15 protein-coding genes are annotated in these 12,785 nt (G+C 73.5%); 8 read left to right on the top strand and 7 right to left on the bottom strand.

Going from position 1 to position 12,785, the window contains the following annotated elements; genetic code table 11:
• Positions 1 to 48: 48 nt before the first annotated feature.
• Positions 49 to 594 carry an NUDIX hydrolase gene (locus ABZ478_RS10175; RefSeq protein WP_359547100.1) on the top strand — a complete coding sequence of 182 codons (546 nt, stop codon included), beginning with the start codon at positions 49 to 51 and terminating at the stop codon, positions 592 to 594.
• Here ABZ478_RS10175 and ABZ478_RS10170 read toward each other — a convergent pair.
• Together ABZ478_RS10170 and ABZ478_RS10165 are read right to left on the bottom strand one after the other, a co-directional pair.
• Entirely contained in the window at positions 591 to 848 is a 258-nt protein-coding gene (locus tag ABZ478_RS10170) for a hypothetical protein (protein WP_359547098.1), read from the bottom strand. The two genes, ABZ478_RS10175 and ABZ478_RS10170, sit on opposite strands and share 4 nt — an antisense overlap.
• Before the next feature lie 194 nt (positions 849 to 1,042).
• Complete coding sequence (locus tag ABZ478_RS10165; RefSeq protein ID WP_359547095.1) at positions 1,043 to 1,900, bottom strand: 3-hydroxybutyryl-CoA dehydrogenase; 858 nt, start codon at positions 1,898 to 1,900, stop codon at positions 1,043 to 1,045.
• Positions 1,901 to 2,077: 177 nt separating this feature from the next.
• Here ABZ478_RS10165 and ABZ478_RS10160 point away from each other — a divergent pair, with 177 nt between their 5' ends.
• Positions 2,078 to 3,352, top strand: coding sequence for a family 10 glycosylhydrolase (locus tag ABZ478_RS10160; protein ID WP_359547093.1), 1,275 nt, complete (start codon positions 2,078 to 2,080; stop codon positions 3,350 to 3,352).
• A 1-nt stretch (position 3,353) separates the two neighbouring features.
• On the opposite strand, the gene ABZ478_RS10155 is transcribed toward ABZ478_RS10160, so the two are convergent.
• Both ABZ478_RS10155 and ABZ478_RS10150 read right to left on the bottom strand, forming a co-directional pair.
• Complete coding sequence (locus tag ABZ478_RS10155; protein ID WP_359547092.1) at positions 3,354 to 3,554, bottom strand: DUF1918 domain-containing protein; 201 nt, start codon at positions 3,552 to 3,554, stop codon at positions 3,354 to 3,356.
• Between the two features lie 19 nt (positions 3,555 to 3,573).
• Positions 3,574 to 4,488 carry a DMT family transporter gene (locus ABZ478_RS10150; RefSeq protein WP_359547089.1) on the bottom strand — a complete coding sequence of 305 codons (915 nt, stop codon included), beginning with the start codon at positions 4,486 to 4,488 and terminating at the stop codon, positions 3,574 to 3,576.
• Between ABZ478_RS10150 and ABZ478_RS10145 the strand changes: the two genes are divergently transcribed.
• The 3 genes from ABZ478_RS10145 to ABZ478_RS10135 all read left to right on the top strand — a co-directional run bounded on the left by ABZ478_RS10145 (position 4,487) and on the right by ABZ478_RS10135 (position 7,146).
• Positions 4,487 to 5,959 carry a PLP-dependent aminotransferase family protein gene (locus tag ABZ478_RS10145; protein ID WP_359547086.1) on the top strand — a complete coding sequence of 491 codons (1,473 nt, stop codon included), beginning with the start codon at positions 4,487 to 4,489 and terminating at the stop codon, positions 5,957 to 5,959. The two genes, ABZ478_RS10150 and ABZ478_RS10145, sit on opposite strands and share 2 nt — an antisense overlap.
• Positions 5,960 to 6,041: 82 nt before the next feature.
• Complete coding sequence (locus ABZ478_RS10140) at positions 6,042 to 6,479, top strand: GNAT family N-acetyltransferase (RefSeq protein ID WP_359547085.1); 438 nt, start codon at positions 6,042 to 6,044, stop codon at positions 6,477 to 6,479.
• 73 nt (positions 6,480 to 6,552) lie between these two features.
• On the top strand, positions 6,553 to 7,146 hold the full coding sequence (locus tag ABZ478_RS10135; RefSeq protein ID WP_359547083.1) for a histidine phosphatase family protein: 594 nt from the start codon (positions 6,553 to 6,555) through the stop codon (positions 7,144 to 7,146).
• On the opposite strand, the gene ABZ478_RS10130 is transcribed toward ABZ478_RS10135, so the two are convergent.
• From ABZ478_RS10130 to ABZ478_RS10120, 3 genes are all read right to left on the bottom strand, one after another.
• The gene (locus tag ABZ478_RS10130) at positions 7,128 to 7,571 is read right to left on the bottom strand and encodes a DUF6314 family protein (protein ID WP_359547081.1); all 444 of its coding nucleotides are present in this window, start codon (positions 7,569 to 7,571) and stop codon (positions 7,128 to 7,130) included. The genes ABZ478_RS10135 and ABZ478_RS10130 overlap by 19 nt on opposite strands.
• Entirely contained in the window at positions 7,568 to 7,825 is a 258-nt protein-coding gene (locus ABZ478_RS10125) for a hypothetical protein (RefSeq protein WP_359547078.1), read from the bottom strand. Before ABZ478_RS10125 ends, ABZ478_RS10130 begins: the two co-directional genes overlap by 4 nt.
• Before the next feature lie 160 nt (positions 7,826 to 7,985).
• On the bottom strand, positions 7,986 to 8,420 hold the full coding sequence (locus ABZ478_RS10120; protein WP_359547075.1) for a carboxymuconolactone decarboxylase family protein: 435 nt from the start codon (positions 8,418 to 8,420) through the stop codon (positions 7,986 to 7,988).
• 303 nt (positions 8,421 to 8,723) lie between these two features.
• Between ABZ478_RS10120 and ABZ478_RS10115 the strand changes: the two genes are divergently transcribed.
• From ABZ478_RS10115 to ABZ478_RS10105, 3 genes are read left to right on the top strand one after another with little or no spacing between them, the layout of a single operon-like run.
• Positions 8,724 to 11,336: a YfhO family protein gene (locus ABZ478_RS10115; protein WP_359547073.1), complete on the top strand. Its 2,613-nt coding sequence runs from the start codon at positions 8,724 to 8,726 to the stop codon at positions 11,334 to 11,336.
• Positions 11,330 to 12,280: a glycosyltransferase family 2 protein gene (locus ABZ478_RS10110; RefSeq protein ID WP_359547070.1), complete on the top strand. Its 951-nt coding sequence runs from the start codon at positions 11,330 to 11,332 to the stop codon at positions 12,278 to 12,280. Before ABZ478_RS10115 ends, ABZ478_RS10110 begins: the two co-directional genes overlap by 7 nt.
• A complete protein-coding gene (locus tag ABZ478_RS10105; RefSeq protein WP_359547069.1) occupies positions 12,280 to 12,750 on the top strand; it encodes a GtrA family protein in 471 nt (156 codons plus the stop codon). Before ABZ478_RS10110 ends, ABZ478_RS10105 begins: the two co-directional genes overlap by 1 nt.
• The last annotated feature ends 35 nt before the right edge of the window (positions 12,751 to 12,785 follow it).

The following is a 12,785-nucleotide window of genomic DNA, read 5'->3' as shown; positions in this document are numbered from 1 at the left end:
AGCCCCTGCTGCGATATTGCCCCTTACTCGGTGGAAGGTGGCAGAACCGTGCAGTGGACGAAACAGAACGAACAAACTGTGTATGAAAACCGCTGGTTCAGCGTCAATCTCGCAGATGTGGAGCTGCCGGACGGCCGGCACCTCGACCACTTCCTCATCCGGCTGCGGCCGGTCGCCGTCGCCACGGTCGTCAACGAGGCCAACGAGGTCCTGCTGCTGTGGCGGCACCGCTTCATCACCGACAGCTGGGGCTGGGAACTGGCCGCCGGCGTGGTGGAGGACGGCGAGGACATCGCGAGCGCGGCCGCCAGGGAGCTGGAGGAGGAGACCGGCTGGCGGCCGGGACCGCTGCACCACCTGATGAGCGTGGAGCCGTCCAACGGCCTCACCGACGCCCGGCACCACATCTACTGGTCCGGCCACGGCGAGTACGTCGGGCACCCCGTGGACGACTTCGAGTCGGACCGCCGGGAGTGGGTCCCGCTCAAGATCGTCCCCGACCTCATCGCCCGGGGGGAGGTCCCGGCCGCCAACATGGCGGCCGCGTTACTCCTGCTGCACCACATGAGGCTCGCCGACGACCGGGCCGCCTAGCGGCCCAGCGCCTGCCAGACCGTCACGACGAGTGCGCCGAGGGCGGTGAGGACGGCCAGCGAGGGCAGGGGCCAGCGTGCGTGCTCCAGTGAGCTCATGCGCGTGTGCAGGTCGTCCACCTCCTTGGCGGTCTCCTCGGCGCGGTGACTGAGCAGGGCGAGTCCTCCCTCGACGCGGGCGTACGCCACGTCGAGACGGCGCCGTAACTCTGCGAGTTCTCCATGGACCACGGGATGCTCCGGTTCGGCGCTCACGGGTCCACTCCTTTCCGTAGTCGGACGTGGTGGTTCCGCACCTCTTGCATGCGCATGCAGAGTCAACTCGGCTGGTAAGCGCGTGGGGAGCGTGTGTGACGGGCATATGCGGGCCCGGCGCGCACACGGTGTGTGAAACAGATGGGCCCGGCACCGAAATCCGGTGCCGGGCCCACGGGTGTAGCGGACGGTAATCAGTAGCTGTAGAAGCCCGACCCCGTCTTCCGGCCGAGCCGGCCCGCCTCGACCATCCGCTGGAGCAACGGGGGAGCGGCGTACAGGGGCTCCTTGTACTCGGCGTACATGGAGTTGGCGATGGAGACGATGGTGTCCAGGCCGATCAGGTCGGACAGCTTCAGCGGGCCCATCGGGTGGGCGCAGCCCATCTCCATGCCGTTGTCGATGTCCTCGCGGCTGGCGATGCCGGACTCGAACATGCGGATCGCCGACAGCAGGTAGGGCACCAGCAGCGCGTTGACCACGAAGCCGGAGCGGTCCTGGGCGCGGATCGCGTGCTTGCCGAGCAGCTTCTCGGCGAACGCCTGGGCCCGGCTGAGGGTGCCCTCGGAGGTGGTGAGCGCCGGGATCAGCTCCACCAGCTTCTGCACCGGGGCCGGGTTGAAGAAGTGGACGCCGACGACGTGGTCGGGCCGCGAGGTGGAGACCGCCAGCTTCACCAGCGGGATGGAGGAGGTGTTGGAGGCGAGGATCGCGTCCGGGCGGGTCACCACCTGGTCGAGCACCTGGAAGATCTCCGTCTTCACCTGCTCGTTCTCCACCACGGCCTCGATCACCAGGTCGCGGTCGGCGAACTCGCCGAGGTCCGTGGTGAAGCTCAGCCGCGCGAGCGTGGCGTCCCGCTCCTCCTCGGAGATCTTGCCGCGCTCGGCGGCCTTGGTCAGGGAGTTGAGCAGCCGGGTACGGCCGATCTCCAGGGCCTCGCCGGTGGTCTCGGCGACCCTCACGTCCAGTCCCGCGCGGGCGCACACCTCGGCGATGCCCGCGCCCATCTGGCCGCAGCCCACGACTCCGACGCGCTCGATGTCGGTCACATCGTCCCCTTCGCTGGTTCTCCGGCTTTGTCCGGGTGTGGCGGGACTCCGGGTCGGCCCCTGCTCCGATCGTGCACGTTACCGCCAGGTATCGATGATCGATCGCGCGGGTGGGGGCATCCTGGGGCGCGGGAACGATCCGTGAGGGCGCGGATCCGGAGCGTATGGGGGTGCGGAATGGGGCGGATCTCACGCCGGGCGTTCGCCGCGGTGGCGCTGTCGACAATGGCGGCGGCCCAGGCGGCCGGGGCCCAGGGCGCGGTGGCGGCCCCCGGCCGACGGGCCGCCGACGCCGGGCGGGGCGCGGCGGGCGGGCACCGCGCGCCCGCCGAGATGCGGGGCGTGTGGGTCGCGACCGTGGCCAACCGGGACTGGCCCTCGAAGCCGGGCCTCACCGCCGCCGAGCAGCGCGCCGAGCTGATCGCCCATCTGGACCGGGCGGTCCGGAACCGGCTCAACACGGTGATCCTCCAGGTGCGGCCGACGGCGGACGCGCTGTGGCCCTCCCCGTACGAGCCCTGGTCCCAGTACCTCACCGGCACCCAGGGCCAGGACCCCGGCTGGGACCCGCTGGGCACCGCGGTGCGTGAGGCCCACGCCCGCGGCCTGGAACTGCACGCCTGGTTCAACCCGTACCGCGTCGCCAACCACACCGACCTCGGCCGGCTGGCCGCCTCGCACCCGGCCCGGCTGCACCCGGACTGGGTGGTGCCCTACGGCGGCAAGCTCTACTACGACCCGGGGCTGCCCGAGGTCAGGGCCTTCGTGCGGCGCGCGATGCTGGACGCGGTCGCCAGGTACCCGGTCGACGCCGTCCACTTCGACGACTACTTCTACCCCTACCCGGTCGCCGGACAGACCTTCGACGACGACGCCTCCTACGACCGGTACGGCGGCGACTTCGCCGCCCGGGCGGACTGGCGCCGGGACAACATCGACCGGCTGGTGCGGGAGACGGCGGCCGGCATCCGGCGGGTCCGGCCCGCCACCCGGTTCGGGATCAGCCCCTTCGGGGTGTGGCGCAACGCCACGACCGACCCGCTCGGCTCGGACACCCGGGCCGGCGTGCAGACGTACGACGACCTGCACGCGGACACCCGCGCCTGGGTGCGCAACCACTGGATCGACTACATCGTCCCGCAGCTCTACTGGAACATCGGCTTCGCCGCCGCCGACTACGCGGCCCTGGTCGACTGGTGGGCCGAGGTGGCGCGGGGCACCGGCACCCGGCTGTACATCGGGGAGGCGCTGTACAAGGCGGGCGCGGCGGGGCAGCCCTCGCAGTGGCAGGACCCCGTCGAACTGTCCCGGCACCTCACACTCGCCGCCCGGTACCCGCAGGTGCGCGGGCACGTCTTCTTCGCCGCCAAGGAGGTGGCGGCGGACCCGATCGGAGCGATGGCACGGGTGGTCGCCGACCACTACCGGCAGCCGGCGAGGGTCCCGCGCTGAGCTACAGCCGCTGTTCCTTCTCCTTGTGCTTGATCTGGCAGTCCGGGCCGGGGGACATCACGGCCTCGTGTCCGTCGGCGAAGCGGACGCGGTAGGGCGGGTTGCCCTCCGCGCCCATCACCTCCACGACTACCGACACGTGGTCGTGCTGGCCGACAACCCGGCCGTGCTGGACAAGCTGGTCTCCTACGGATGCATGCATCGGAGCCCTCCTCCTCACCTCACGACCGCTGGGTGACGGCGATGCACACGAGCACGGCGACGGCTGTCACAGGAGCGGCCGCCGTGAGATTCTCGCCCAGCAGCAGCGCCGACCACACCAGTGTGAGCAGCGGCTGGGCCAACTGCAACTGGCTGGCCTTCGGGATGCCGATGGCCGCCATGCCGCGGTACCAGACCACCAGCCCGAGGAACTGCGAGCCCAGCGCCACCCACAGCAGACCGGTCACCCCGTGCGCGGTCAGCCGCACCGGCTCGTACGACAGCGCCAGCGCGGCGGCCGGGACGCTCAGCGGCAGGCACAGCACCAGCGCCCAGCCGATGACCTGCCAGCCGGGCATCACCCGGGCCAGCCTGCCGCCCTCGGTGTACCCGGCCGCGCACACCAGCAGCGCGCCGAACAGATAGCCGTCGGCGACGGTGAGCGCGCCGCCGCTCTGGCCGACGGTGAAGGCGACCACGGCCGCCGCGCCCGCCAGCGCCGCCAGCCAGAACCGCCGTGCGGGCCGGTGGCCCGTGCGCAGGGCCGAGCAGACGGCGGTGGTCAGCGGCAGCAGGCCCACCACCACGGCGGCGTGCGCGGTGGTGGAGGTCTGCAGGGCCAGCGTGGTCAACAGCGGGAAGCCGAACACCACTCCGGCGGCGACGACCGCGAGACCCGGCAGATGCCGGCGCTCGGGCAGCGGCACGCGCAGGGCCAGCAGGCAGCCGCCGGCGACGAGCGCCGCGAGCACGCTGCGGACGGCCACCAGCGTCCAGGGCCCGAAGCCCTCCAGGCCCCAGGCGGTGGCCGGGAAGGTGAGGGAGAAGGCGAGGACACCGAGCGCGGCCTGCCCGGTGCCGAAGCCCCGGCGCTCGGCGGCGGGGGCGGTGACTGCTATCGGGGTGGTGGCAGTAGCGCTACTCTGTACTCTCATGGAACAGAGTAGCAGTGTGGGTGAACTGGCAGAACGGCTGCGCCGGGAACTGGACCGCTACTCCCACGGTGGAAAACTCCCGTCCAGCCGGGCCCTGGTCGAGCGGTTCCGGGTGAGCCCGGTGACCGTCTCCCGGGCCCTCGCCCAGCTCGCCGCCGAGGGGCTGGTGGTGACCCGGCCCGGCGCCGGTGCCTTCCGGGCCGGACCGCGCGCCGCCACCGCGCCCGCCGGGGACACCTCCTGGCAGGAGGTCGCGCTGAGCGCCGACGGAGCCGAACTGGTCCCGCGCACCGTGGACGCCTCCGGGGTCACCGTCTCGCTGGCCGCGCCGCCGCCGGGCGTCCTGGAGTTCAACGGCGGCTATCCGCACCCCTCCCTGCAGCCCGAGCGGGCGATGTCCGCCGCCCTGGCCCGGGCCGGGCGGCGTCCCGGCGCCTGGGGCAGGCCTCCGCTGGAGGGGCTGCCGGAGCTGCGGGAGTGGTTCGCGCGCGGCATCGGCGGGGCCGTCACCGCCGCCGAGGTGCTCGTCGCCGCCGGCGGCCAGTCCGCGCTGGCCACCGCCCTGCGGGCGCTCGCCCCGCCCGGCGCCCCGGTGCTCGTCGAGTCGCCCACCTACCCGGGCATGCTCGCCCTGGCCCGCGCAGCCGGGCTGCGCCCGGTCCCGGTGCCGGTCGACCCCGACGGGGTCCGGCCCGGCCTGCTCGCCGACGCCTTCCGGGCGACCGGCGCCCGGGTCTTCGTCTGCCAGCCGCTCTTCCAGAACCCGACCGGCGCCGTCCTCGCCCCCGGCCGTCGCGCCGAGGTGCTGGGGATCGCCCGGTCGGCGGGCGCGTTCGTGGTCGAGGACGACTTCGTGCGCCGCCTGGTGCACGCCGACGCCGGGCCGCTGCCCCGCCCGCTGGCCGCCGACGACCCCGACGGCGTCGTCGTCCACGTCGGCTCGCTGACCAAGGCGACCTCGCCCAGCTTCCGGGTGAGCGCGCTGGCCGCCCGGGGGCCGGTGCTGGAACGGCTGCGCGCCATCCAGGTGGTGGACAGCTTCTTCGTGCCCCGGCCGCTCCAGGAGGCCGCGCTGGAACTCGTCGGCTCCCCGGCCTGGCCGCGCCATCTGCGGACCCTGTCGGCCGAGCTGAAGGCCCGCCGCGACGTCATGACCGCCGAGCTCGCCCGCCGTCTGCCCGAACTCGCCCTGCCCCACATCCCGTCCGGCGGCTACCACCTGTGGGTGCGCCTCCCCGAGGGCCTGGCGGGCACCGGCGGCCCGGGCCCCGAGGCGGAGTCCGCGCTCACCGCCGCCGCCCTGCGCGCGGGCGTCGCCGTCGCCCCCGGCCGCCCCTACTTCAGCGCCGAACCCCCCGCCGGCCACCTCCGCCTGAGCTTCGCGGCGGTCGCGGGCACGGGGGAGATCACGGAGGGGGTGCGCCGGCTGCGGGCCGCCTGCGACGAGGTGTTCGGGACCGGACCCCGCTGACCGGACGCCGTGGCCCGGACATCCTTGTCCGGCCGGGGAAATCGAGTCGACGCCGGCCGCGGCGGGCTGTGAGGATTCCGGCATGAGCGACGCACCCGAGCTGCCCGAAGGCTACGAGTTCTCCGCCGAGACCGGCCGCGTGGACGTGGACCGCGTCCACGCCTGGCTGTCCTCCGACGCCTACTGGGCGATCGGCCGGCCCCGCGAGAAGCACGAGCGCGCGATGGCGGAGTCGATCAACTTCGGGGTGTACGACGCGGCCTCGGGCGAGCAGGTGGCGTACGCGCGGGTGGTGACCGACCGGGCGCTGTTCGCCTGGCTCGCCGACGTGTACGTCGACCCCGCCGTACGCGGCAAGGGGGTCGGTACGGCGTTCGTCGGCCGGATCCGCGAGCACCTGCGGCCGTACGGGCTGCGCCGCGTCCTGCTGGCCACCGAGGACGCGCAGCAGGTGTACGCCAGGCTCGGCTTCCGGGCGGTCGACCACCCGGAGCGGTGGATGGTGCACACCTTCGAGTGAGCACGCCCATACCCTCGGTAACCACCGGACGGCGCCTCTTGACCTGCGTACCCACGAGGCCCACCATCACCGCATGCCACTTCGGGTGACGTTCGTCGCCGCCGCGCGCAGTTCCCCGCTGCTCGCGGAGCGCTTCGAGGACGACCGGCCGCTTGACCAGGCCGGCTGGGACGAGGTGCAGCGCGCCGCCGGGGACCTGCTGCCGCTGTCGGCGGCCGAACTGCGCTACTGCTCACCGACCCCGCGCAGCCGGGCCACCGGCGACGCCCTCGGCTACGCCCCGCTGGTCCAGCTCGCCCTGCGCGACTGCGGCATGGGCCGCTGGCGCGGGCTGACGCTGGGCGAGGCGATGGCCCGCGAGCCGGAGTCCGTGGACGCCTGGCTCGCCGACCCGCGCTCCACCCCGCACGGCGGCGAGTCGCTGCTCGCCTTCATCTCCCGGGTCGGCGGCTGGCTCGACACGCGACCCGCCGACGACGGCGGCCGGATCGTCGCGGTCGCGGAGCCCTCCGTGATCCGCGCGGCCCTGGTGTACGCCCTGAAGGCGCCGCCCGCCGCGTACTGGAACATCGACGTCCGCCCGCTGTCGGTGACCACCGTCACGGGCCGCTCGGGCCGCTGGAACCTCCGTCTCGACGGCGTCCTCGCTCAGCCCTCGCGCACGTAGTCCGTGGTGAGCACCAGGTCCTTGGCCGGTCCGCCGACGTGCCACACCGTGCGCCAGTGGTCGGCGTCGGCCACGGTGAACTCGCCCCGGTAGAAGTCGGCCGCGCAGGGGTGGCCGACGACGTACCGCCCCGAGGTCAGGTCCAGCTCGTGGAAGGGCCTGCCGTCCGCGAACCGCACGTCCGCCGTGCCCGGCTCCCGCCCCGGCAGGAACCGCAGCGTCCGCGTCGCCGGCCGTGTCACTCCGCGCCAGGTGAACTCCCCCGACTCCTCGTGCAGCAGCCCGCCGCCGTCGAGCGGGCTGAACACGGTGACCCCCGCGAAGCGCCCCTCGTCCCCGCCCGCCAGATCCCGCACGCTCCGCTCCACCCGCCAGCGCCCGGCCAGATGGGCCAGCACATCGGGCACGGGCCGGACCCCGCTCACCGCGGGCCCTTCCAGGACCCCGGTCGCGGACCGTCCGGCGACCCGGTGGGCGACTTGCGGTCGGCCTGGGCGCGGATCTCGATGTGCGAGGCGTGACTCGTCGCCCGGAAGGCCTCCTCGTAGGCGGCAAGTGCGGCGCCCACACCGCCGCCGACCGAGCCGCGGCGCCGGATCGCACGGGCGAGTCTCATCAGGACCACGGGCACCACGGCGAGGCAGCCGAGCACGATCAGATTCGGCGTCAGCGCATGCATGCCCCGAGTCTACGAGCGGGCACGCGGCCGCCCCGGTGCGCCCGCCCCATTGAGGCGGCGGAAGCCGGAGCGCCGAGGACGGCGGCTACGCCCGGACCTCCGCGGGGTCGCCGACAGGTTCACCCGCACCTTCCCGGCGAACTCCGTCACCTCCTCCAGATCAAGCGGGAGCAGCCCCGGGCGCGGGCTGTTCCCCCACCGGCAGCAGCCCGCGCTCGGCGAAGACCTTCTTCGCGGCGAACGTGGCGTTCAGTGCCCTCGGCATGCCGCAGTAGACGGCGGAGTGCAGCAGCGCCTCCGTGATCTCCTCCGGGGTGAGGCCCACGTTCAGGGCCGCGCCCACGTGCACGTCGAGCTGGGCCTCGCAGCCGCCGAGCGCGGTGAGCACGCCCAGCGTGACCAGCTGGCGGTCGCGCGGCGCCAGTCCGGGCCGGTCGTAGATCTCCCCGAAGGCCCAGGACACGACCTGGTGGCCCAGCTCGGGGCTGATGTCCGAGAGCGAGTCGACGACCCGCTGCCCGGCCTCGCCGTCGACCTTCCACAGGACCGCGAGGCCATGGGCGAAACGCTCGTCACGGGTGGTGCTCTCGCTCATGTCGCTACATCCCTTCCGGGCCGTCGCTCGGCGCGGCGGCCGTTCGCCGTTGCCGGAACGCTAGGAGCTGGAGCGCACTCCAGGTCAAGCCCGGCCCCCGGTGGTGCCGCGCATGGGCCCGGTTCACCTTGAAAACATCCCTGTGAAATCCGGCGTTTCCCTGCCCGACGAGAAATTCACAATGCGTTTCCCCTATTCGGAGCGAGAGTCCTCACTTTTCGGTGAGCGCACAACCATCCGGAAATCCGCCCCGTCTAATCCGGCGAAATCGAGGAAATGAATTCGCTGGGGGCCTGCCGATCAATGGACCGCTCGATCCGGCCCCCTGGGCCCCGCACCACGGCACAAGCCGCCCTGCTCGCCGCGGCCGTCACCCTCACCGCCTTCTGCGCCGCCGACATCCTCGCGGGCAGCTACCCGTTCGGCCCCCGCACCCGGAGCGTCAACGACCTGGGCAACCAGTACGTGCCGTTCCACGCCCACCTGTGGGACCTGCTGCACGGCCACGCCGACGGCGGCCTCCTCGTCAACTGGCAGTCCGGATACGGCGCCGGCTTCCTGCCCGACCTCGGCACCTACCTGGGCAGCCCGTTCGCCCCGCTCGTCGCCGTCTTCCCCCGGCACGAGATCGACCTCGCGGTGTACGTGATCACCGCGCTGAAGACCGCGTCGGCCGGTGCCGTCATGGCCTGCCTGCTCCTGGCCCTCGGGCCCGGACGCCGGTGGGCGGCCGGCCTGCTCGGCGCCTCCTACGCCCTGTGCGGCTGGAGCCTGGCCGACGCCTCGTACAACCCCATGTGGCTCGACGGCCTCATCGCCCTGCCCCTGCTCTGCCTGGCCGGCGAATGGGCCCTCGCCGGACGGCGCCGGGTGCTCGGCGCCCTCGTCGTGGCCCTCGCCTGGACCGCCAACTTCTACACCGCCTACATGGCCACCCTCGGCGCCGCCCTGGTCCTGCTGCTCCGCCTGCTGCTCGCGGACCTGCCCCGCCGGCGGGCGCTCGCGGCCGCCGGCCGCGCCACCCTCACGGCCGCACTCGGCGTGGGCCTGGCCGCCCCGCTGGTCACGGTCGTCTACTTCGGCACCGCACACGCCTACCCGGGCCGGATCCGCGATTTCGCCCCGGTGCCCGCCGAGGACCTGTCGGCACGGCTGCTGCCGGCCACGTACGGCTTCGGCTCCCCGGCCCTCTACGTCGGCATGACCGCCCTGCTGCTCGCCCTCGCCCTGCCGTTCCACCGCGCGGTCCCGGCCCGGGTGCGCACCGGCTGGACCCTGCTCGTGCTCGCGGTGGCCCTGTCGCTGCAGTGGGCGCCCACCCATCTCGTCTGGCACGCCTTCGCCACTCCGCAGGGCAGTCCCTACCGGCAGGCCTTCGTGCTGTGCGGGCTGCTGGTCATCGCCGCCTGGCAGACCCTGTCGTACGGCCCGCCGCCCCCGCGCGTCCTGGCCGCGGCCGCCGGGCTGCTCGCCCTGATCACGGCCCTCGCGAGCCGCAGCCACATGGTGCGCCCGCACACCTGGCCGGTGCTGCTGCTCGCCACCGCCGGCGCGCTCGGCGGCCTCGCCCTGCTGCGCCGCGCGGACGCCGGACGGCGGGCGCGGGCCCTGGCCGGCCTGGCCGCCGTACTCCTCATCGGCGCCCAGCTCGGCGAGAGCGCCGCCACCTCCGCCGTGGCCACCCGGACGCGCCTCGCCCACCTGGACGACTACGCGCCCTGGGGGCAGCGGCAGCAGCGGCAGGCGGCGGCGACCGCCCGGGCCGACGGCTGGCCCCGGTACCGCACCGACCCCGGCCGCGAGCAGACCGTGGCCAACGACCCGATGCTGGTCGGCGGCCAGGGCGCCCAGTACTACAGCAGCCTGACCTCCGACGTGCTCAGCCGTACCCTCACCGCGCTCGGCGGCGGCTGGACCTCGCGCGGACGGAGCGTGCAGAGCCTGGACAACCCCGTCACCGACGTCGTCCTCTCCGTCGGCGCCCGGGTGCACTCCCCGCCGGACCCGCACCGGTCGAAGCCGCCGCACGACGGCGACGGCGGCCCGGTGACCGTCACCCGCCGGGACGTGCCGCCCCTGGTGACCGTGCGCGGCGCCCCCGCACGGACGGGCTTCGGGCCGTCGCCGTACCGCAACCAGGAACTGCTGCTCGGCAGCCGCGTCTACACCGTGCCCCGGACCGCCGTGCGCGACGACGCCGGGCGGGCCGTCCGCGGTGGCCGGGTCGGCGTCGGGAACGCCCTGGTCCGTCCGACGGTCACGGCCGTCTGCCCGGCCGGCAGCCAGGTCTACCTGTGGGCCCCGCGCTTCTCGGGCACGGCGCGCCTGGACGGCGCCGGCGCCGGCGCGCGCTTCCGGTCCGCGTACCCGCGCAACCGCGCCGCCATGGAGCCGCTCGGACCGGCCCCGGCGTCCGGGCCGCTGCGTGTCACGCTGACCCCGGACCGGCCCGGCCGCGTCCCCGGCGGCGCCGTCGGCTGCCTGGACACCGGCCGCCTGCGTGCCGCGGCCGCCCGCCTGAAGGCCACCGGCGCCGAGGAGGTCACCGTCTCCGACGGCACCCTGCGCGCCGAACTGCCCGCCCACAGCCGGGGGATCGCCGTCGTGGCGGCACCCCGGATCGCCGGCTGGCGGTGCGCGGCGGGCGGCGGCCGGCCCCGGCCCGCCGAGTCCTTCCACGGGCTGATCGCCGTCCCCCTGGACGGCACCGCCACCTCACTCACCTGCACCTTCCACCCGCCCGGCCTGCGCCTGGGCACGGCCGTCGGAGCCGCCTCGCTCCTGACGCTCGCCCTGCTCGGCGCGCTCGGGACCGTGCGCCGCCGGCGCGTCCCGGCACCGCGCCCGACCACACCGCCACGCGAGCGCGTGACCGCCGCACTCCGAACGCGTCCTGGGGGAGACCCGCCATGCTGATATCGATCGTCGCGCCCTGCTACAACGAGGAAGCCGTCCTGGAGCGGTTCCACGAGGAGGTCCAGGGGATCGCCGACGCACTGCTGCCGCTCGGGCACGACATGGAGTTCGTCTACGTCGACGACGGCAGCCGCGACCGCACCCTCGCCGTGCTGAAGCACCTCGCCGGGCGCGACTCCCGGGTGCGGTACGTCTCCTTCAGCCGCAACTTCGGCAAGGAGGCGGCCCTCCTCGCCGGTCTCCGGTACGCCTCCGGCGACTCGGTCGTCGTGATGGACGCCGACCTCCAGCACCCGCCCGGGCTGATCGAGCGCATGGTCCGGCTGCGCGAACAGGGCCACGACCAGGTCATCGCCCGACGCACCCGCACCGGCGACCGGCTCACCCGCACCCTCACCGCCCGGCTGTACTACCGGCTCGTCAACCGCCTGGTCGACGTCGAACTGGTCGACGGCGTGGGCGACTTCCGTCTGATGTCGCGCCGTGTGGTGGACGCGGTGCTGGCCCTCACCGAGTACAACCGCTTCTCCAAGGGCCTGTTCGCCTGGGTCGGCTTCCCGAGCACCACCTTCGAGTACGAGAACGCGACGCGCGAGGCGGGCCGCAGTTCCTGGAATCTGCGCAGCCTGCTCAACTACGGCCTCGACGGACTGCTGTCCTTCAACAACCGGCCGCTGCGCGCCGCCCTCTGGCTCGGCACCGGACTGCTGCTGTGCGCGGGCCTGTACACCGCCTGGATCGTGGGCGCCGCCCTCGTCCACGGCGTCGACACGCCCGGCTATGTGACCATCATCACCGCCGTCACGGCCCTCGCGGGCGTGCAGATGGTCATGCTGGGAGTCATCGGGGAGTACACCGGCCGCATCTACTACGAGGTGAAGGGGCGTCCGCACTTCCTGGTGAAGGCGACCAACGTGGAACGAACGAAAGACCTCATCCCTTGATGCCGAAGCGGACCGTGGGACCGAGCCAGACCGTGGGGCCGAGCCAGACCGCGACGTCGATTCAGACCGCGACGTCGAGACAGATCGTCACCTTCGCCGTGGTCGGTGCCGTCAACACGGCCGTGTACTACGGCCTCTATCTGTTGTTCCTGCACTGGATTCCCTATCTCGGCGCGCACGTTCTGGCATTTCTGCTCAGCATGGCCGGATCCTTTTTCCTCAACGCGCGTTTCACCTACCGGACGCGGCCCACCTGGCGGAAATTCCTGCTGTTCCCGCTGACGAACGTCACCAATTTCCTCGTCACCACCGCCGGTGTGTACGTGATCGTGGACGTCCTTCACGCCGGGAACCGCTTCGCCCCCCTGCTCGCCTCCGCGACGGCGATCCCGGTGACGTTCGTCGTCTCCCGCCGCATCATGCTGCCCGGCGGCAGGAAGGTCCGGGAGCGGCCGGGGACGCCCGCGTGACGTAATCCGGTTGAGGCACCGGCCCTCGCTGCGCC

It is taken from the genome of Streptomyces sp. NPDC005706 (assembly GCF_040631045.1).
Classification (GTDB): Bacteria; Actinomycetota; Actinomycetes; order Streptomycetales; family Streptomycetaceae; genus Streptomyces.
Note: the sequence above shows the minus strand (reverse complement) of the source record. Positions and strands in the feature narration are given on the sequence as shown.